Source organism: Streptosporangium sp. NBC_01639 (assembly GCF_045209755.1).
In the GTDB taxonomy this organism is placed as follows: Bacteria; Actinomycetota; Actinomycetes; order Streptosporangiales; family Streptosporangiaceae; genus Streptosporangium.
On the sequence record NZ_CP109272.1, the window covers coordinates 7,095,716 to 7,116,562 of the forward strand.

Consider the following 20,847-nt stretch of genomic DNA (forward strand, 5'->3'; position numbering starts at 1 on the left):
TCCGGTGTCACCGGTGTCGCCTTGAGGCCCTTGGGGTCCGGTGTCGCCTTGGACGCCTTGGGGTCCTATGTCGCCGGTGTCGCCCTTGGGTCCGGTGTCACCGGTGTCGCCTTGAGGCCCTTGGGGTCCGGTGTCGCCCTGCGGCCCCTGAGGTCCGGTGTCGCCTTGAGGTCCGGTGTCGCCTTGAGGTCCGGTGTCGCCCTGCGGGCCTTGCGGTCCCTGGGATCCGGTGTCGCCGGTGTCGCCCTTGGGTCCTTGGGGTCCGGTGTCGCCTTGGACGCCTTGGGGTCCTATGTCGCCGGTGTCGCCCCTGGGTCCGGTGTCACCGGTGTCACCTTGAGGTCCTTGGGGTCCGGTGTCGCCTTGGACGCCTTGGGGTCCTATGTCGCCGGTGTCGCCCCTGGGTCCGGTGTCACCGGTGTCACCTTGAGGTCCTTGGGGTCCGGTGTCGCCTTGGACGCCTTGGGGTCCTATGTCGCCGGTGTCGCCCCTGGGTCCGGTGTCACCGGTGTCACCCTGTGGTCCTTGGGGTCCAGTGTCGCCCTGCGGCCCCTGGGAGCCGGTGTCGCCCTGCGGCCCGGTGTCGCCGGTGTCGCCCTTGGGCCCTTGGGGGCCGGTGTCACCTTGGGGTCCGGTGGCTCCGGTGGCTCCGGTGTCGCCCTTGGTGCCGCGTGGGCCTTCAGCCCCCTGCGGCCCCTGGCGTCCCTGTGGTCCTTGGGGTCCGGTGTCGCCTCGGGAGCCCTGTGGTCCGGTGCTGCCCCGGGCCCCCTGTGGTCCGGTGTCACCATTGGATCCCTGTGGTCCTTGGGGTCCGGTGTCGCCTCGGGAGCCCTGTGGTCCGGTGCTGCCCCGGGCCCCCTGCGGTCCGGTGTCACCCTTGGGCCCCTGCGGGCCGACGGGGCCCTGAGGTCCTCGCGGACCGGGTTGGCCCTCGGGGCCTTCGATGTTCCACAGAATCAGCGTTTCGTCGATGTAGCACAGGGCGATCCCGGCGCCGAGAATGCGGGGCCTTCCCTGGGAAGGCCCGTAGGCCTTCACACAGGCGTAAACCGTCGTTGCGGTAGTGGCCGGCTGGGCCAGCGCGGATGTCGCGCCGGTCAGGGCGCCGGCTTGGGCGGCCGCCATCGCGACTGCGACAGCAAGCAGTCGGCTACCCCGGAGGATTTTTGATTGCTGTACCACTCTTGTCTCAATTCTGCATGTCTCGATCGAAATCTGACTGGTGAATGATCGGTGAGATGAATTGATGATGGGATTGGTGAATCGCCACTCAACGCCTGATAGCACCCATATGCGCTAAGAATGTCCGTTGAGTTCAGTTCTCTCCGCCGAATGTCTTCACCAGGGAATTCCGTACCCAGAAGCAAGTGAGTGACCAGAATGTGATGGTGAACAGAAGTTCAAGATCCATCAACGCGTGATACCCGTGCGGGGCGCGGGTTGCCGACGTGAAGCTTCCTAAAACCAGGTGAATACCTGCAAGAATTTAATCTGACCGTAGAATGTCGCTAGTGCCAGAAAATAGCAGCATCTGTTCTATTGCTAGCGATTGATCGGCCCAACCCCTGCGGTCGGCGGGCCTCCGGGTATTCCGGCCCTCTCCGGTACGACGGATGTCCGCCGGGCGGTGCTGTTCAGTCGTCGGCCGATTCGGTTTTCCGGCCGGCTACCAGGGCGTCGGCGTCCTTGCTCGGCCGCGAGGTGGCCCCCTGCTCGCTCGTCGTGCTCCGGCGGGGCCGGGACGGGACGGCTGGGAACTCCGCGGTGTCCTTTCCGGTCTCGGAGGTCTCCACACGGCCGTCCCTGGCCGGTTTCTCAGCCCGAGGGGTCTTGCCCGTCCTGGTGGTCTGGGCCGGGTCTTCCCGTCGGACCGGCTTCTCGGCCTGCGTCGGCCCCTCCCGGGTGAGGTCGCCGGATTCGGGTTCGCGCAGTGCGGCGATGACGTCGTCGGCCTCGGTATCGGCGGCGAAGTCCTCGGCGGCCTCGGCCTCACGCCGTTTGATCACCACCATGTGGTCGACCGACAGGCGGCCCGCGCCGCCGACTGCCAGAAGGATGGAGGCCGCACCCAGTGCCACGATCAGATTGACGTCGCCGCCGGTCAGGGGAAGCCCCTGCTCGCCGCTGGCCACGACGAACACGGCGACGGCCTCGGCGAACAACAGCAGCCCGCAGGCTGGTACGGCGAGCCCCGCCACAAGCAGGGCTCCGCCGATGAGTTCCATCAACATCGTGGTGGCCGCCCAGGCTCCAGGGGCCGGAGCGCCCAGAGTCGCGAACTGGTCACCGGTGGCGGTCAGTCCCGCTTCCAGTTTGTGCCAGCCGTTGGCGAAGAAGATTCCACCCACGCCAAGCCTGGCGGCGAAGGTGGCGAGATCGTGAAGAGTCTGTCGCACGGTTCCTCATTCTGGTCAGATTCCCCGTCGTTGCCCATAGCTGACCGAACAGAGGCCGTCCAAACCCTTGACCTCCACCCGGCCCTCAAGGGACCGGGATTCCCCGTGCCGCCCGGTACGCCTGGCAGGCGGTCGTGGTGGCCGAGCGCACCGTCCAGCCTCTACGGGATCACTCCGGGCCGATCCGCTCCGAACGACCGGGCGTGCGCCCCGCAAGAGTCCGGTCAGCCGAAGCCGCCCGGGTCGGCCGGTCGCCGGGGACCAGCAGCGCCACCGCCACGGTCGTCGCACCCAGCAGGAGCACGCTCACGATGATCGTGGAGTGCAGCCCGGAGACGAACGCGACACGGGCGGCTCCGAGCAGGGCCGTCCCGGCGGCGCCGCCGAGTTCCTGCGCCGCATGCGCGGCGGCGGCGAGCGACTGGCGGGCCAGACTCATCAGATCGGGGGACACGCCGGGCACCGAGGCCAGCGAGGGCGCATAGACGATGGTGGTGACAGTGCCGAGGACCGCCACGCCGAGCCCGGCCCCGAGCTCGTAGGCGGTCTCCTCGATCGCCGCGGCGCAACCCGCACGCGACTCCGGGGCGGAGGACATGATCGTGTCGGAGGCCGCCAGCAGGGTGACCTGGATGCCGAAGCCGATGCCGACGAAGCAGAGCGCGAGCACCAGGGGATGTGGCTCGGTGCCCCAGCCCAGCGGGGGGAACAGGGACAGGGTGGTCAGTGCGAGGCCGCCGCTCATGGTGGCGCGTAGTCCGACCCGGCGCAGCAGCCGTGCCCCGGCGAGGCCGCCCGCGACAGAGGCGATCATCAACGGCAGCATGCGGACCGCGGCGGCGAGCGGGCTGTCACCGAGCACGAGCTGCAGATACTGGGCGAGCATCAATTCCAGGCCGACCAGCGCGAAGACGGTCAACAGCACGGCGGCCACCCCGACGGAGAACGCCCGCTGCCTGAACAGGCCGAGGTCGAGTAGGGGGAAGGGCAGCCGCCGCTGTCTGCGCACGAACCAGACCAGCAATCCGGCCCCGCACAGAAACGCGGCCACCCCGCCCAGCTGTCCGGATCCCGCCTCCTTGAGGCCGAAGGCCAGGGCGAGAACGCCGAGCACGGACAGCAACGCGCTGGGCGCGTCCCAGGGTTGTGAGGTGCGCGGGCGCGACTCGGGCAGAATCCTGACGGCGGTGGGCAGCAGCACCAGCAGAATCGGCACGTTGATCAGAAAGACGGCGCCCCACCAGAGGTGCTCCACGAGCAGGCCGCCGATGAGCGGCCCGACGGCGGCTCCGGCAGCCGCGACCGCGCTCCACACACCCAGCGCGAGCGCGCGCTCCCGGCGGTCGGTGAACACCTGCCGGATGATGGACAGCGTGGCAGGCATGATCATCGCACCGCCGATGCCGAGGAGCGCCCGGGCGGCGATCAGGGTGGTTGGAGTCGGCGCGAACGCGGCCGCCGCGGAGGCGGCACCGAACACCAGGTATCCGGCGAGCACCAGCCGTTTCCGTCCGTGGCGGTCGCCGAGCGTGCCGAAGGTCAACAGCAGCGGCGCCACCACCAAGGAGTAGGCGTCGATGATCCACAGCAGTTCGACCGAACTCGGCTCCAGGGCGGCGGTCAGCGCCGGGACCGCGATGTGCAGCACCGTGGCGTCCACCGCGATCAGCAGCAGACTGAAGCAGAGGAGTGTCAGAACCGACCAGCGGCCGGCCCCACCCGCTTGCGGATCGATTCCGCCGCGAGTCGGGCCGCTCACGATCCCCGTAGTGGTCATGGGCGGCTCAGAAGTTACCAGCCTTGACGGACATGTGTCGCAGCCTAGGCGAAGTGGGGCACTGCACGAGACGGCATTGGGTGATCCGCTGGTACGGACGCGCGCCTCCATCGTGCGCCAGAGGCGACCTCTCTAGAGAGATACAGGCATATATCCGCCATCTAGGCAAACGGCGATCTCGCACGGACCATTGCGGTCGTGGTGAGTCAGCGCAAGGTCCATGAGCCATCGTGGTGAGCGGTGCCAGCGGGCAGGACTCCGCTCAGGTCCCGGCCCCGCCGGATCCTGACGACCCCCGTGAATGGTGTGCTGTCGCCGCCGCATGGCTGGACCGAGGCCGGCCGGAGAGCGCATTGGAAGCCGCCCGTCAGGCGGTGGAGCGTGATCCACAGGCCGGATCCGGAACCGACTGGGGATACCGCCTCGCCAGCCTCGCCTTCGAACGGCTCGGCCGTGACGCGGAGGCCGTGGCCGCCGCAGAGGAGGCCGTACGGCTGGCGCCGGGTTCCTGGACCGCGCGGCTGCGCCTCGGTGCGGCCCTCCGCCGGATACCGGGACGCTGGCGGGAGTCGTGGGCTCAGGCGACCAGGGCTGTCCGTTACGCGCCCGAGGAGCCCGATCCGCACGTACTCATCGGGGATCTCGCACTGCTGCGCGGCGAGCACCGCCGTGCGGAGGCCGCCTACCGCAACGCGCTACGCCACCTGGACGACCATCCGGGTGCCAGGGTCAACCTCGGCCTGGCCTTCCTGCGCTGGAAACGTCCCCGAGGGCATCACGACCCCGCCTGGCCGGTCGATCCTCGCGAGACCGGCAGAGCCAGGCGAGCCCTGGAGGTATGGTCCCGTCAGGTCCGTGTCCTGCTCGCCGTGTCGCTCACCGCGGTCGTCGCGGTGGTCCTCGGGGCCGGTGTCACCACCGAGGCGGGGATCGGCGGCGGGGCGATGCTGGCCGCCGTCCTGGTGATCACCCTCCGGCAGGCCCACCGGGTCAGACTCTGGCCCTATGTCCCCGGCATGCTCTCCCGTGATCCGTGGCTCGGCGTGTCGGTCTCGATCACCCTGCTCGCCGTCGCCGCCTACGTCGCTGCGATCACCACCCTTCCCCGGGCGGCCCTTCCACCCCTCCTCGGTCCCGCGCCGGAGCCGGTGGACGGTGTGTGGGCGGCTCTCGCCGCGCTGGTCGTCTTCAACGGCGCGTTCGTGATCGTCCTGCGCGTGCTGGTCGAGGCGTGGCGGGGACGGCCGGTCAGGGCGATGGCCGAGTTCACCGCGGTGCACGGGGACCGTACGGCCCGGCGGGACATCGACGTGACCCTCTGGCTGATGGCGGGTCGTGCGTGGTCGGCGCTTGCCCTGATCGTGGGGATGACCGTCGTCCTGGACGAGCCGGGATGGGCCTTTGCCGCGCTCGCCGTCCCGCTCGCGCTCGGCTGGGCCCGAGCCCGGGGCGGTCTTGCCCTCTGCCTCCACCAGGTGCTCGCCGCCGATCGCTGGCTCAAGGCGGCACTGGCCCTCCTGACGACCGCCTCTCTGGCGCTCGGCGCGGCGGCCGCCGTACCCGGACCGGGACTTCCCGGAACGGCCGGCGGCTGGTTCCGGCTGATCGGGATCGGGATGCTGGCCGCGCTGGTGGCGGTCTTCGCCGCAAGGTCGGCGTGGGCCTGGTGGCGGGGCGTGCCGGGGCCGTGGCGGGCATCCCTGATCATGTCCGAGAGCGGTGACCGCCGCCTGCCGGGCGATGTCAGGCCCCCGGTGGGGCTCAGCGGAGAGGTGCGCCGGGCCTTCACCCACGCCCGCGAGGTGGTGCTCGCCTACGCCGACTCCACCGGGCCCCGAGCACTGGCCGTCGGCTCGGTCAGCTCGGTCGGTCCGGACGGCGAGCTCCGCCTCATCGCCGGCAACGACGCGTGGGAGGCCGCCGAGCGTGACCCCAGGGTGGCGGTGTTCGTCGCGGATCCCCTGGACCGCCGGTTCTGGGCCGAGGTGCGGGGCATCGCCGTCGGCGACACCGAGGCCGCCGTACTCCGGGTCACTCCCGAACACGTCGTGGTCGGCGAGTATCCCGGCCGTCATCAGGGTCGCCCACGGCCCGGGTGAGGCCCGGGTGAGGTGGGTATCCCGGCTCGCGTCCAGGGTCGCCCGGACCTCGGCCGAGAGACCCGGGCGACCCCTTTCCCGCGGGTGACATTCCCATGCCCGGCAACCGGTGCCGTGGCGGCGGACCGTGACGGGCGAGCCCGCTCCGGTCTGCCGGGCCACCGGTGCGAGTGGCCCGGCGGGAGCCGGCTTCCTCCCACGGTGGGACAGGTCACCGGAAGGCGCGGTCAGGATCATAGGATTCATCCGGTCTCATCCGTTTATCTGATCGTGTCGTCCGACGGCGTGGCGCGTTGCCCAGGCACGCGCAAACGTCTTCCCGGTGCGGTATAACCGGGGTCGGACCGGGGAGGCGTGATGCGGGAGCCCGACAGGGCCCGGCCGGCGGGGCGCGCGGCGGCACGGGATGCGTTCGAACACGTCAGGCTGCGTTATTTCCAGCTGTCACCCTTCCTGCGCAGGCTGATCTACGTGGTGCCGCTGATCGGCGCGGTCGGCCTGGCACTGGGCATGGGCTGGTCGCCGCTGAACGCGTTCCTCGGCATGCTCACCCTGCTCGCCTTCATGTCCCTGACCCTCCGCTTTCCCCGCGCCGCCGCGACCCTGGTGGTGGTGGCCGCCTGGCCGCTGTTCCTGCTGCTCTTCCACAGCCTGTACGGCACGCAGCCGACCCCCCCGGCGGGGCTGATGCTCCTCGCCCTGCCCGTGGCCGGTGCCGCCCACCTCATCCGCTGGGTCCCCCCGTGGCTGACCACGCTCATGGCGCTGGCTCCGGCTGCCCTGGTGGCCCCCGTGTGCGCCGCGCTGTGGCCCGGCGGCGTCCTGTGGGCCGCGTACGGAGTGGCCGCCGCGGTGCTGGTCTACCGTTTCGTCCAGGCCCGTCAGGTCAGAGCCGCGCTGGGTGGGGAGGAACAACCGGCCCGGCTGCGGGCCCGCGAGGGCGGCCAGCCGGTCGCCGTGACCGGCGACCGGACCACGCCGCCCCCGATCTCGGTGGAGGAGGCCCTCGGCGAGCTCGACAGCATGATCGGACTGGCTCCGGTGAAGGAGCAGGTGCGTTCCATCGCCGCCTCGATCGAGGCCTCCCGTCTCCGCAGGGAGGCCGGATACTCCAACGATCCGCCGATGCGCCACTTCGTGTTCGTCGGCCCTCCGGGCACCGGCAAGACCAGCGTGGCCAGGACCGTAGCGAAGATTTTCTACGCGTTCGGACTGCTGGAGACGCCGTACGTGGTGGAGGCCCAGCGTGCCGACCTCGTCGGGGAGTATCTCGGGGCCACCGCGATCAAGACGAACGAGCTGATCGACCGGGCGCTCGGCGGGGTGCTGTTCATCGACGAGGCCTACAGTCTGATCAACTCCGGTGACGGCCAGCCCGACCGGTTCGGCTCCGAGGCCGTGCAGACGCTGCTCAAACGGGCCGAGGACGACCGCAACCGTCTGATCATCATCCTGGCCGGATACGAGAAGGAGATGTCCGCCTTCCTGTCCTCCAACCCCGGCCTTTCGAGCCGGTTCGCCAGCCGGGTCCGCTTCCCCAGCTACGCACCGGAGGAGCTGCTCCAGATCACCGAGCTGTTGCAGCGACGGCGCGGTGACCGGCTGGCCGGGGACGCCGGGCCCGCGCTGCTCGCACGTTTCGAGGACGTGCACAGGCGCGCGATCGTGGACGAGCTGGGCAACGCCCGGTTCGTCCGCAGCCTTGTGGAGGCCGCGGCCCAGGCGCGGGACGTGCGGGTGGTGGGTGCGGGCGGCTCACCCACGACCGAGGACCTGGTGACCACCTCCGCGCAGGATGTCGTCAAGGCCTTCGACGAGCTCACCGTCCGTTTCCACGCCTACCAGGCCACACCCACACTGGAGGAGGCGCTCGCCGACCTCGACCGGATGGCCGGCCTGGAGCCGGTCAAGCGGCAGGTTCACGCGATCACCGCGCAGCTCAGGGTGGCCAGGATGCGCCAGGAGCGGGGCCTGCCGACCCCGCCGCAGATGCGGCACTTCGTCTTCGCCGGACCGCCGGGCACCGGCAAGACCACGGTGGCCCGCATCCTCGGCCGCATCTTCGCGGCGCTGGGGCTGCTCACCCAGTCCGACGTGGTGGAGGCCCAGCGGGCCGATCTGGTCGGCCAGCACCTCGGGGCCACCGCGATCAAGACGAACGAGCTGGTGAACCGGGCGCTCGGCGGGGTGCTGTTCATCGACGAGGCCTACAGCCTGGTCAACACCGGCTACGCCGGGGGCGACGCCTTCGGCTCCGAGGCCGTGCAGACGCTGCTCAAACGGGCCGAGGACGACCGCGACCGGCTGGTGATCATCCTGGCCGGATACGAGCGGGAGATGGACGGGTTCCTCGCGACGAATCCCGGCCTGGCCAGCAGGTTCAGCCAGCGCGTGCTGTTCCCTTCCTACGAGCCGGGCGAGCTGGCCGAGATCGCGGGGCTGCTGGCCGAACAGTCGGGGGACCGCTTCGACGAGGCCGCCCACCGGGATCTGACCGAGGTCTTCACCTGGGTCTGCGACGAAGGCCTGATCGACGGCCTTGGAAACGGCCGGTTCGCGCGCTCGCTGTTCGAGCGGGCCGCGATGCGCCGTGACGTGCGCCTGGCCGCCCTGGGAGGCGGCACCGCCAGCGCCGCCGATCTGACCACGATCACCAGCGCCGACCTGCGCGCCGCCGTGGACGAGCTCGCCGGGCGTTGACCCGCGTGACGTACGGCCCTGTCCGCCGGGTGTTGACCCGCATGACGTACGGCCCTGCCCACCGGGCGCATCCCGGCCGGTTCCGTCGCGGGTGACCCGTACACCGCCCGGCGGACTACCGCGGCGCGGGTGGCGGACACGGCCCTTGACCGAGATCGCACCCCCGATTGAGGACTCTCTGTAGTTGTTCGGGCGCAACTTGTAGCAGGATGGCCATCGACGGCAGGATCTCGGAGGGGAGACGATGGCAGGATTCCTTCTTCGCAGGCTGCTCAACTACCTGGTGCTGATCGTCGTCGCCACGAGCCTGGCCTACATGCTGGCGGCGGCCGCACTCGATCCCCGGTCGAACTACGAGGGCCGCAACCCGCCGATCCCCCAGGCGGTCGTCGACGCGCGTCTCACCGAGCTCAACCTGAACGACCGGACCCCGCTGTTCGAGCGCTACCTGACCTGGGCGGGTGGTGTCGCCCACGGTGACTTCGGCCGGACGGTGACCGGTGACTCGGTCAGGGACGACCTCGCGCGACGGGCCGGTGTCACCCTGCGCCTGATCACCATCGGACTGGTCCTGGGCAGTGTCGCCGGTGTACTGATCGGTGCCGGTGCGGCGGTCAGGCAGTACGGGGCGTTCGACCGGCTGTCGACCGGTGCCTCCTTCGTCGTCCTCGCGGTCCCCACGGTCGTGCTGGCCAACATCCTCATCATCACCGGAGTGTGGTTCAACGAGCTGGTCGGAGGCCAGGTCTTCCTGGTCAGCGGTGAGGCGACCCCCGGGCTGCAGGGGGGCCTTCTCACCCAGTTGACGGACCGGGGCCGGCATCTGATCCTGCCGACGCTCTCGCTCTCGCTGGGACTGGTCGCCGTCTACAGCCGCTACCAGCGCAACATGATGCTCGACGTGCTCGGCGCCGACTTCATCCGCACGGCCATGGCCAAGGGGCTGCGCCGCCGTACCGCGCTGGTCAGGCACGCATTGCGCACGGCGCTGATCCCGGCGGTCACCTACTTCGCCTTCACCTTCGGGTCGCTGCTGGTCGGTACGACCTTCACGGAGAAGATCTTCGGCTGGCACGGCATGGGGGAGCAGCTCGTCAACTCCATCTCCACCAACGACGTCAACACCGTGGCCGCGATCAGCTGTTTCGCGGCCTTCGCCGTGCTGGTGGCCTCTCTGGCCTCCGATGTGCTCCATGCCGTCCTCGATCCCCGGGTAAGGGTGGGGTGAGCGAGAAGTTGACCATCTCAGACGAAGAGCTCGCCGAGCAGGCGGCGGCCGTCGGCAGAATCAGGGCACCGTCGCGGCTGCGGGTGGTCGCCGGCCGCTTCCTCCGTTCCACCCAGGGCAGGATCGGGGCCGCGCTCCTGGCCCTGATGTTCCTGCTGGCGTTCGTCGGCCCCTACCTCGGCAGGTGGGGCTACACCGACAAGGACTTCATGGCGTTCCTGCAGCCCCCCTCCGCCGAGCACTGGTGGGGCACCCTGCAGACCGGCGCCGACGTGTACGCGGTCACATTGCGCGGCATGCAGAAGTCACTGGTCGTCGGCCTGCTCGCGGCGGTGATCGGCACCACGCTGGCAGCGGTGGTCGGTGCCTTCGCCGGATACTTCACGGGCTGGACCGACAGGGCGCTGACCTGGGTCACCGACCTGTTGCTGGTGCTCCCGGCCTTCCTGATCCTGGCGATCATGTCGCCGCTCTTCGCCGAGGGGCAGTGGGTGCTGTTCGTGTTCGTGCTGGCGCTCTTCCTCTGGATGGTCACCTCGAAGATCGTCCGAAGCATGACTATCTCCCTGAAGGAGCGGGAGTTCATCCAGGCGGCCAGGTTCATGGGCGTCCCCCCGGCCACGATCATCTTCCGGCACGTCATCCCGAACATGTCCTCGCTGCTGGCCGTGGACGCCACGCTGAACGTCAGCGCCGCGATCCTCACCGAGACCTCCCTGTCCTACTTCGGCTTCGGCATCCAGCCGCCCGACGTCTCGCTGGGCAGCCTCATCGCCGACGGTGCCAAGACGGCCGTCTACGCCCCGTGGACGTTCTGGTTCTCCGCCGGACTGCTGATCGTCACCGTGCTCGCGGTCAACCTGGTCGGCGACTCCCTGCGTGACGCCTTCGACCCCGGGGCGAAGAGGGACGGACGATGAGAGAGTGTGACGAGCGCCGGTCGGGCACGGCGGCCCGGTCCGGTGCGGCGGCCCTGGCCGACCCGGTCCTCGAGGTGACCGACCTCAACGTGACCTTCGGCTCCGGTCCCGCCGCGGTGCGCGCCGTCCGCGGGGTGGGATACACCGTCCGCCCCGGCGAGGTGCTCGGTGTCGTCGGGGAGTCGGGGTCCGGCAAGTCGGTCACGTCGCTGGCCGTGATGGGCCTGCTCCCGCCGCACGCCCACGCCACCGGCTCGGTGCGGTTGCGGGGCAGGGAGATCCTCGGGGCGTCCGAGAAGACCCTTGCCGCCTTCCGGGGCAAGACGATCTCAATGATCTTCCAGGACCCGCTCTCCGCGCTCACCCCGGTCTACCGGGTGGGGGACCAGATCGCCGAGGCCGTGCGGATCCACCAGAAGGTCACCAGGAGGCGGGCCGCGGAGCGGGCCGTCGAACTGCTCGACCTGGTCGGCATCCCCAGCGCCGCCCAGCGCGCCAAGGCGTTCCCGCACGAGTTCTCCGGCGGCATGCGTCAGCGCGTGATGATCGCGATGGCGATCGCCAACGACCCCGACGTGATCATCTGCGACGAGCCGACCACCGCGCTCGACGTCACCATCCAGGCCCAGGTGCTGGAGGTGCTGAAGAGGGCACAGCGCGAGACCGGTGCGGCGATCGTCATGATCACCCATGACCTCGGGGTGGTGGCCGGGTCTGTCGACCGCGTCCTGGTCATGTATGCCGGGCGGCCCGTCGAGATCGGGTCGGTGGACGACGTCTATTACCGCCCGCGCATGCCGTACACCATGGGGCTGCTCGCCTCGGTCCCGCGCCTGGACCGGGGCGCCGGGCAGCCGCTGGTGCCGATCGAGGGAAACCCTCCGTCGCCGGCGGCGCTGCCGCCCGGCTGCCCGTTCGAGCCGCGCTGTCCGATGGCGGTCCCGGTCTGCGCCGAGGCGGAACCGCCGCTGGAACCGGTGGGCTCCCCCGGTCACCGGGCCGCCTGCGTCCGCTCGGCCGAGATCGAGGCGGAGGGCTGGACGCCCGCGCGGATCTACCGATCGGGGTCCGGCGGTCCGGACGCGCACGAGACCGGGCCGCCGCCGGTACGGCCGCCGCGTGACGGGCGTGACGTGGTGCTGGAGGTCAAGGACCTGACCAGGCACTACCCCCAGATGAAAGGGACGGTCCTGCGGCATCGGGTCGGCACGGTCCACGCGGTGGACGGCATCAGCTTCGACATCCGCCGGATGGAGACACTCGGCCTGGTCGGTGAGTCGGGCTGTGGCAAGACGACCACGCTGATGGAGATCCTGGAACTGGCCAGACCGCAGAGCGGCACGATAACGGTGCTGGGACACGACACGGCGAGGCTCGGCCGCCGCGACCGGATGGCGATCCGGCGGGACATGCAGGTGGTCTTCCAGGATCCGCTGGCGTCGCTGGACCCGAGGATGACCGTTTACGACATCGTCGCCGAGCCGCTGCGCACACACGGGACCAGGGATCCCGGCCCGAGAGTCCGGGAGCTGCTCCATCTCGTCGGTCTCGACCCCGGCCACGCCGCCCGCTACCCGCAGGACTTCTCGGGCGGGCAGCGCCAGCGCATCGGTATCGCCCGGGCGCTCGCGCTCGAACCCCGGCTGCTCGTGCTGGACGAGCCGGTCTCGGCGCTCGACGTGTCCATCCAGGCAGGTGTGATCAACCTGCTGGAGGGCCTGAAGGACCGCCTGGGCCTGTCCTATCTGTTCGTGGCGCACGATCTGGCCGTCGTCCGGCATATCGCCGACCGGGTAGCGGTCATGTATCTCGGCAAGATCGCTGAGATCGGGCAGGTCGGCCAGGTGTACGACACCCCGCTGCACCCCTACACGCAGGCGCTGCTGTCGGCGATCCCGTTGCCCGATCCCGAGAAGGAGCGTTCTAGGAGGCGCATCCTGCTCGAAGGCGACCTGCCCAGCCCGGCCGCGCCTCCCTCCGGCTGCCGCTTCCACACCCGCTGCCCCCTGTTCACGACCCTCGACGAGGCCGGCCGGGCAAGGTGCGTGCACGAAGAGCCCCAGGTCCGCCGGCTTGAGGAGGACCACGGCTCCGCATGTCATTTCGCCGAGAAGCTAAAAGTCGTATGACCCAGGAGGAACTGTGACATCAATCCGGCGCGTGGGCGTGTTCGCCGCCACTCTGGGCGTGGCCGGCGCGTTGGCCCTGGCCGGCTGCGGCGGCCAGGGCGGGAGCGGTGGAGGCGGGCCGAGCGACGGAGACGAGTCCTCGACCGGTTCCGCCTCAGCCGTCAAGGCCTACGACATCAACCCGGTCGCCCGGGACCGGGTCCGGGACGGAGGGCTGCTCCGCTGGGGACTCAACGAGTATCCGACCAACTGGAACCTCAACCACGTCGACGGAAACCTGGCGATGGTCAAGAAGGTCATCGACGCGCTCATGCCCTCGGCCTTCCGGTCCGACGAGAAGGGGGAGATCTCGCCGAACACCGACTACCTGTCGGAAGGGAAGATCACGGCTGACCGGCCCAAGCAGGTCGTCAGGCTGACGCTCAACCGGAGCGCCAGGTGGTCCGACGGCAAACCGATCACCTGGGAGGACTACCGAGCCCAGTGGCAGGCGTTGAACGGCAAGAACGGCGACTACCGCGTGGCGGGCACCACCGGTTACCAGGACATCGAGAGTGTGCGGAAGGGCAAGGACGCCTACGAGGTCGTCGTCACCTTCGCCAAGCCCTTCGGCGACTGGCAGTCGCTGTTCGGGCCGCTGTACCCCAAGGCGACCAACGCCACCCCCGCCACGTTCAACGACGGCTGGCTGAACAAGATCCCGGTGACCGCGGGCCCGTTCAGGTTCGCGTCCTTCGACCAGACGGCCAAGACCATCACCATCGTCAGGGACGACGCCTGGTGGGGGGAGAAGGCCAAGCTGGACCAGATCATCTACCGGGCGCTGGAGAGCGACGCGCTGGTCGGCGCCTTCAGCAACGGAGAACTCGACACCTTCGACGTCGGCCCGTCCGCACCCGACTACACGCGGGCCAAGAGCACCCCGGGGGCGATCGTACGGCAGGCGGCCGGACCCGACTTCCGGCACATCACGATGAACGGCGAGAGCGCGGTGCTCTCCGACGTCAACGTCCGCCGGGCCATCGCGATGGGCATCAACCGCCAGGCCATCGCCCAGTCCGACCTGCAGGGCCTGGACTGGCCCATCGTCCTGCTCAACAACCACTTCTTCATGAACACCCAGGAGGGATACCAGGACAACGCCGGCGAGATCGGTGTCTACAACGTCCAGAAAGCCGGGCAACTGCTCGATGCCGCCGGCTGGCGGCTCTCCGGACAGACCCGGAAGAAGGACGGCAAGGAGCTGACCCTGCGGTTCGTCATGCCGTCCGGTCTGCAGCTCACCAAGTCCGAGGCTGAGATCACCCAGAGCATGCTGTCCCAGCTCGGCGTCAAGGTGACCCTCCATGCCGTGCCCGGCGACGACTACTTCACCAGATACATCATCCCCGGCAACTACGACATCACCGCCTTCGCCTACGTGGGCACGCCCTTCCCCGTCTCCAGCAGCTACGGCCAGTACGCCGACGCCACCAGGGACGCCAAGGGGCAGCCGCGGTGGAACGCCAACCTCGGCCGTATCGGCTCCCCGCAGATCGACGCGGCCATGAGCAAGGCGACCGCCGATCTCGACGGCACCCGGGCCATCGCCGACACCAACGCCGCGGACAGGCTGATCTGGCAGGCGGTGAACGTGGTGACCCTCTACCAGCGCCCGCAGAACGTCGCCGTCAAGGACACCGTCGTCAACTACGGCGCCCGAGGTTTCTACGACCTGAAGTACCAGGACATCGGCTTCGTCAAATAGTCCTCACCCGGTGGCGGATCCGCTGCCACGGTCCTGCCGGGGTGGTGGTGGCGAGAACGGCGCATGACTACTGCGGTGACCTGGCCTCAGGTGCTCGTCCGGCGGTTGAAGCGGCGGTTCGTCGGCCCGGCGGCCGGACCCGGCGCGGTGCCGGTGGTCCGGGACGGCAGGTGATCCTCCGCGCCGGGACGCCGGCCGTTCAGAGCGGTGCGGCGAACGCCTAGCACCGTGCGAGCAGGGCGTCGACCGCTTCGACGGCCTGCTCCAGCCGTGCGCGTGGCGGTCCGGACACGGTCAGGTGGGGCAGCCTCCGCCGGGCCAGCTCCTCCCGGAAGCGGACGTCCATCCCGTGCCGGACCGCCTCGCCGTCCCGCCAGCCGTCCTGCTCGAACGGCACGCCCTCCACCGAGGTGTGAATCCACAGATCGTGCCGGGCCCGCGGATGCACGGCGCAGGCCACGCCGAGATAGCGCTCGTGCCACAGCGAGGTGGCGAACGCGTCGGTGTCGCACACCAACAGGGGAGAGCCGGTGCGGGCGGCGGCGTCCTCCCAGAGAAGCTGGCGTTCGGCGATCGTCGCGAACTCCGCGGACTCCCACTCCAGCTCGTCCAGCCATGGTTCGGGCAGGCCCGCGGCCTTGGCACGGCGGCGGGCCAGGGCGAGCTTCTCCTCGCAGTAGGTCCTGCCGTACTCCGGCACCCACCGGGTCGCCGCCCACGGCCCGCCCCGGGCGGAGTAGTGGCCGGCCAGCTCTCTGGCCAGGGTGGTGGTCCCGCTGGACTCCGCGCCGACGACCACCACGCGGCGCGCCAGATGGCCGCGGACCCCGGGGGAGAGCCACCGCCAGCACGCGGCCGGGTCGTGCCTGACCATCGTCCCGCTCACCGGGAAGCGCTCCCGGTCCGGGTCGACGTCGACGTGGACGGCACCGAACCGGCGGGCCAGCTCCGGGCCGTACTTCTCGGAGGAGAAGACCGCGTCGATCTCCGGGGGGCCGCCGTGTGCGAGGGCGAGAGCGTGCCGGAACACCTCGATGTGCGCCGACCAGATCTCCGGGTCGTCATAGTCGATCTCGACGTCGTCGACCACCGGGGCGATCGTCACCCCGGCCTGCGGATGCGCTTCGCGCAGCCAGGCGGCGCGCAGCGCCAGCGGGATGCTCTCGGCGGTCGAGGCGGCGACCACCACACTCACCCGGGCGCACCGTGCCGCCGCGGTGTCGATGAGATGGTGGTGGCCCGCATGGGGAGGGTAGAACTTCCCGATCACCAGGCCGTGAGCGAAGGTCGTGTTCATGCCGCCACCCGGACCCGCCGGACCGTGAGTTCGCTGCGCCAGGCCAGCAGCCCCGAGACGCAGAGCGCGAGGAAGATCACGTAGAGGGCGCTGGTGAGATAGAGACCCTTGTAGGCGTAGAGGGGGATGTAGACCAGGTCGGCGGCGATCCACAGCCACCACGACTCCACCAGTTTGCGGGTCTGCCCGTAGGTGGCCACCAGAGAGAGCGCGGTGGTCAGGGCGTCCCAGAAGGGCACGGTCGAGTCGGTCCAGGCGGCAAGGGCGAACGTGAGGGCGGCGACGGTGACGATGCCGGAGCCGGCCAGCACCGCCCACTCGGCGCGGCCGGTCCGGCGGACCGTCAACCGGGTCCGTCCCGCTCCGCCGTACAACCACTGCCACCAGCCGTACAGGCCGAGTATGACGTAGATCACCTGGAGAGCCGCGTCGGCGTAGAGTCCGACGGCCATGAAGACCAGCCCGAGCAGGACGACGTTGGCGACACCGATCGGCCAGTTCCACACGTGCTGGCGGGCCACCAGCCAGACCGTGAGGATCCCGGTGGCGAAACCCAGTAACTCGGCCCAGCTGGTGGGCGCCCCCGCGACGGTGAACGCGGGCTGAAGGAGGGGGGCCAGAAGCCCGGTGAGCGTCATGAGATCTCCCTGATCGGCGATATCACGATAACGAATGATCACATGTGGAATCGGAGTCGATCACCTGGGCGGAGCTGGGCGGCTCCGGCGAGGTCGGCCGAGACGAGCACGGCGATGACCGGGTAGCCGCCTGTCGGGGGGTGATCGGCGAGAAAGACGATCGGCTGACCGTCGGGCGGCACCTGAAGGGCCCCGGCGACCATGCCCTCGCTGGGCAGCTCTCCTTCGCGGGCGCGTTCCAGCCGGGCGCCCTCCAGCCGCACACCGACCCGGTTGCTGTTCTGGCTCACCTGGTACGGCCGCGCGCACAGGGCGGCCAGCGCCCCGGGGACGAACCAGTCGTCACGGGGGCCGGGCAGGATCCGCAGCACATCCGGTGGGGCCGCGCGCGGCGGTGCCGCGTCCACGGTCAGGGGAGGCAGACCGCCGGTCGGTCCCACCGGCAGGACCGTGCCGGGGCGCAGCGGGGGAGGGCCCAGGCCGGAGAGCGAGTCGGTCGACCGGCTGCCCATCACGGCAGGCGTGTCGACGCCTCCGCGGACCGCGACATAGGTCCGCAGACCGGCGGAGGGGGCCGCGGCGCGGATCTCACCGCCCGCCGGCACCCAGAACGGCGCGCCCATTCCCGGCACCGCCGCCCGGCCGGGCCACAGCGGTTCCAGCGGGCAGGGGGCTCCGGTGACGGCGACCCAGGCCCCGGTGGTGAAGCGGAAGCGGGCGCCACCGAAGGTCAGCTCGATGCCGGCGGCACTCTCCGGATTGCCGACCAGCCGGTTGGCCAGCCGCAGGCTCGGCGCGTCGGCGGCGCCAGATCGGGGCACGCCGAGATGGCCGTAACCGGGACGGCCGAGATCCTGCACGGTGGCGTACGGGCCCGGCGCGATGACCTCGATCATGAATCGGCGACCGCCAGGAAACGCACCCGGGTGCCCGGGGTCAGCACGGCCGGCGGATCGGCGGCCACGTCCCACACCGTCAGCAGGGAACGCCCGAGCAGCCGCCAGCCTCCCGGCGAGGTCGAGGGGTAGACCGCCGAGTAGGGGCCGGCGACCGCCACGGCCCCGGCCGGCACAGCGATCCTGGGGGTGGGCAGCCGGGGCACGTGCAGCGCCGGATCCAGCCCGGTGAGGTAGGCGAATCCGGGTGCGAAGCCGAGCCAGCCCACCACGAGCTCCCTGCCGGTGTGCCGCTCGACCACCTCCCGCGCGGACAGCCCGGTCAGGGTGGCCACGTCGTCGAGATCCGCGCCGTCGTAGACCACCGGGACTGTCACGATCTCTTCGGATGCGCGGGGACCGCCACCCGCGTCATGCGCCGTGACCAGCAGATGGGAGAGCCGGGAACGGAGCCGGGGCAGGTCCGCACCCGGCGCGGCGACGAGAACGGTGGCCGGGCCGGGCACGATCTCGACCACTCCGGCCGGACGGTGGGCCCGCAGGAGGGCGTCCAGCCGATGGGAGACCTCCAGCGAGCCGGTCTCCACCAGCAGGGCGCCGTCTCCGGCCCGGCGGATCACCGTCCCGTGGCCGGAGACGGCGGCCGGGGAAGATGTCGTCCCCTCCTCGGCGGGGTCGTTCCGGTGGAACGTCATGACCTCACCGGAACGCTTTCAGCGTCACACCGGCGGCCGTCAGACTCTCACGGACCGTCCGCGCCAGCAGTACGGCGTCCGGGGTGTCGCCGTGCACGCAGATCGAGCGCGCGTTCACTGCGATTTCGGAGCCGTCCACCGCGGTCACCGTCCCGGAGGTCGCCATGCGTACGGCGCGGGCGGCGACCGCGGCGGGGTCGTGCAGCACCGCGCCGGGGGAGCGGCGGGGCACCAGAGTCCCGGCGGGGGTGTAGGCGCGGTCGGCGAAGGCCTCGACGACGGTGGAGAGCCCCTCGCGGGCGGCGATCTCGTGGACGGCGGAGACGGGCAGGGTGAGCACGGGCAGGCCGCGGTCGTAGTCGACCACGGCCGCCACCACCGCCTCCGCCTGCTCGGGATCGCGGCAGATCCGGTTGTAGAGCGCACCGTGCGGCTTGACGTAGGAGACCCGGCCGCCCATCGCCCTGGCGATCCCGTCCACCGCGGCCAGTTGGTACAGCACCTCGGCGCAGAGCTCCTCCGCGTCCACCTCCATCTCGCGCCGCCCGAATCCGGCCAGGTCCCGGTAGGAGACCTGGGCGCCGATGGCCACCCCCAGGTCCACCGCCGCCGCGCAGGTGCGGCGGATGATCAGCGGATCGCCGGCGTGGAACCCGCAGGCGACGTTCGCGCTGGTCACGACGGCGAGCAGGGCCGCGTCGTCACCCAGCCGCCAGTTACCGAAACCTTCGCCGAGGTCGGCGTTGAGATCGATCGTCATGGCTCACCTACATCGGAGGTTCGTCGGGAATGTCCGCTATGTCATCAAGGGCGATGGCCAGCTCCTCGGGATCGTCGCCGATCCGTTCGGCGATCTCGATCAGCACGTGCAACACGTCGTGCCGGTCGTGACCGAGATCCAGCAGCCGCTGGGCGGCCTCCCAGAGCTGCGGCGGGTCACCTTCCCAGAGCCGGCCGGCGATCTCCTCGTGCCAGGCCAGATGCTCGTCGTAGTCGGGTCTGTTGAGATCGGCCCCGTGGTCGATGCCGAGCAGGGTCCGCCGGTCGGTCTCGTCCGCCGGGTTGAGCAGGTCGAGCTTCACCTCGCCGTGGGTGCCCAGCAGGAAAGGGAAGGCGAACACCCGCCGGGCCAGCGCCGACAGGTCGCCGTCCGGCAGCAGCCGCTCCAGCAGGTCGCGGTCCAGGCCGAAGGTGGTCGGATCGCGATAGGCCTCGGCGAAACCGGCCGTCGCCTCCCAGATCGCGTCAAGCGTGGCCCGCACGCCCTCGTCGGCCAGCCCGGTCCGGCGCGCGGCGAAGCGCGCCCAGGCTCCCAGCACGTACGGCACCGCTTCCTGCTCGGCCGGGCTGAGCATGACCTTGCGCGGCAGCCAGTCCAGCAGGAACGTCCGGCATTTGGTCGGGCTCACCCGCAGCGGGCGGCCGAAATCCTGGTCACAGCCGTAGTCGATGATGTGGTCGGCGCATCGCGAGGCCGCCGAGGGGTCCGACAGGTGCTCGGCCGCGTCCGAGGAGAGGAACTCCGCCGCCAGCATCGCCCGGCGGTCGCGGCTGTAGGGAGCCTCACTGTGGAGCGGGGCCGGACGTTTGCGGCCGGGGGGCAGCGCCTTGATCCGGGACCGGGCGAAGGCGTGGTAGGCGCTGTAGCTGTCGCTGACCGGCGCGGTCGTCCTGCGGTCGCCGTACTCCAGGGTGGCCTTCATGGCCGATTCGAGCAGCGCCCTGGCCTGCTGCGGCTCGATCTCCTCGAACCTCAGCATCGGGTTGGCCCCGGCCTCGGCCCCGGCCTGCTCCAGCAGCTTCTCCACGTGCGAGGAGACCCAGGCGTCGCGGGCGATCCCCCGCATGTTGTAGTCGACGACCAGGACCAGCGCGTGCCGGTCCTCGCCGCTGTCGGCGCCCCGGTAGGCGAAGGTGCACACCACGGTGTCCTGGTCGCCGTAGGCGTCGCGGGAGACGAAGCACCCGGTCGGCTTGACCGCGCCCAGCCGGTCGGCCCAGCGGGGCCGGGCCACGTCGCGTTCGATGAGCGCCAGCGCCGCTCCCTCGGCCTTGGCGGCCTGGCGGGCGGTGCCGAGATAGGCCAGCGCGATCAGCAGGGTCAGCGCGGCGGGTGAGCCCGCCTTGGCCGCGTAGTCGACCAGTCCCTCGCCGAGAACCTGCTCGGCGTCCCCCCGCCGGAGACGCCGCCCCCACCAGGCTCCGACCATGTCGGAGACCATGAGCTCGGCGTCCAGCGGGCTGCGCACGGCCAGCAGTTCGCGGGCGGCGACCAACATCTCGGAGAACACCTCGTCCGGGGACTGGCTCTCTCTGGGATCTCGA

At 70.5% G+C, this 20,847-nt stretch carries 14 protein-coding genes; 6 read left to right on the forward strand and 8 right to left on the reverse strand.

Annotated elements, in window-relative coordinates:
• Positions 1–1,634: 1,634 nt before the first annotated feature.
• Together OHA77_RS32305 and OHA77_RS32310 are read right to left on the reverse strand one after the other, a co-directional pair.
• The gene (locus OHA77_RS32305) at positions 1,635–2,396 is read right to left on the reverse strand and encodes a DoxX family protein (RefSeq protein ID WP_406313103.1); all 762 of its coding nucleotides are present in this window, start codon (positions 2,394–2,396) and stop codon (positions 1,635–1,637) included.
• A 169-nt stretch (positions 2,397–2,565) separates the two neighbouring features.
• Positions 2,566–4,173 (reverse strand): MFS transporter, encoded by a 1,608-nt coding sequence (locus OHA77_RS32310; RefSeq protein WP_406313104.1) that lies wholly within the window; start codon positions 4,171–4,173, stop codon positions 2,566–2,568.
• 353 nt (positions 4,174–4,526) lie between these two features.
• Here OHA77_RS32310 and OHA77_RS32315 point away from each other — a divergent pair, with 353 nt between their 5' ends.
• The 6 genes from OHA77_RS32315 to OHA77_RS32340 all read left to right on the forward strand — a co-directional run bounded on the left by OHA77_RS32315 (position 4,527) and on the right by OHA77_RS32340 (position 14,996).
• Positions 4,527–6,272 (forward strand): hypothetical protein, encoded by a 1,746-nt coding sequence (locus OHA77_RS32315; protein WP_406313105.1) that lies wholly within the window; start codon positions 4,527–4,529, stop codon positions 6,270–6,272.
• Between the two features lie 357 nt (positions 6,273–6,629).
• A complete protein-coding gene (locus tag OHA77_RS32320; protein ID WP_406313106.1) occupies positions 6,630–8,972 on the forward strand; it encodes an AAA family ATPase in 2,343 nt (780 codons plus the stop codon).
• Between the two features lie 244 nt (positions 8,973–9,216).
• Positions 9,217–10,200: an ABC transporter permease gene (locus OHA77_RS32325; protein ID WP_326824421.1), complete on the forward strand. Its 984-nt coding sequence runs from the start codon at positions 9,217–9,219 to the stop codon at positions 10,198–10,200.
• A gap of 8 nt (positions 10,201–10,208) precedes the next feature.
• Positions 10,209–11,120 carry an ABC transporter permease gene (locus OHA77_RS32330; protein ID WP_326826882.1) on the forward strand — a complete coding sequence of 304 codons (912 nt, stop codon included), beginning with the start codon at positions 10,209–10,211 and terminating at the stop codon, positions 11,118–11,120.
• Positions 11,117–13,249, forward strand: coding sequence for a dipeptide ABC transporter ATP-binding protein (locus tag OHA77_RS32335; RefSeq protein ID WP_406313107.1), 2,133 nt, complete (start codon positions 11,117–11,119; stop codon positions 13,247–13,249). The genes OHA77_RS32330 and OHA77_RS32335 overlap by 4 nt, the downstream gene beginning before the upstream one ends.
• Before the next feature lie 13 nt (positions 13,250–13,262).
• On the forward strand, positions 13,263–14,996 hold the full coding sequence (locus OHA77_RS32340) for an ABC transporter family substrate-binding protein (RefSeq protein ID WP_406313108.1): 1,734 nt from the start codon (positions 13,263–13,265) through the stop codon (positions 14,994–14,996).
• Positions 14,997–15,216: 220 nt separating this feature from the next.
• On the opposite strand, the gene OHA77_RS32345 is transcribed toward OHA77_RS32340, so the two are convergent.
• From OHA77_RS32345 to OHA77_RS32370, 6 genes are read right to left on the reverse strand one after another with little or no spacing between them, the layout of a single operon-like run.
• A complete protein-coding gene (locus tag OHA77_RS32345) occupies positions 15,217–16,293 on the reverse strand; it encodes an AAA family ATPase (protein WP_406313109.1) in 1,077 nt (358 codons plus the stop codon).
• On the reverse strand, positions 16,290–16,931 hold the full coding sequence (gene pnuC / locus OHA77_RS32350) for a nicotinamide riboside transporter PnuC (RefSeq protein ID WP_326824418.1): 642 nt from the start codon (positions 16,929–16,931) through the stop codon (positions 16,290–16,292). The genes OHA77_RS32345 and pnuC overlap by 4 nt, the downstream gene beginning before the upstream one ends.
• A gap of 38 nt (positions 16,932–16,969) precedes the next feature.
• Positions 16,970–17,827, reverse strand: a complete 858-nt coding sequence (locus tag OHA77_RS32355; RefSeq protein WP_406313110.1) for a biotin-dependent carboxyltransferase family protein — start codon at positions 17,825–17,827, stop codon at positions 16,970–16,972.
• Complete coding sequence (locus OHA77_RS32360; protein WP_406313111.1) at positions 17,824–18,522, reverse strand: allophanate hydrolase subunit 1; 699 nt, start codon at positions 18,520–18,522, stop codon at positions 17,824–17,826. The genes OHA77_RS32355 and OHA77_RS32360 overlap by 4 nt, the downstream gene beginning before the upstream one ends.
• Positions 18,523–18,526: 4 nt before the next feature.
• On the reverse strand, positions 18,527–19,282 hold the full coding sequence (locus OHA77_RS32365) for a LamB/YcsF family protein (RefSeq protein WP_406313112.1): 756 nt from the start codon (positions 19,280–19,282) through the stop codon (positions 18,527–18,529).
• 7 nt (positions 19,283–19,289) lie between these two features.
• Positions 19,290–20,801 carry a hypothetical protein gene (locus OHA77_RS32370; protein WP_406319912.1) on the reverse strand — a complete coding sequence of 504 codons (1,512 nt, stop codon included), beginning with the start codon at positions 20,799–20,801 and terminating at the stop codon, positions 19,290–19,292.
• Positions 20,802–20,847 lie beyond the last annotated feature (46 nt).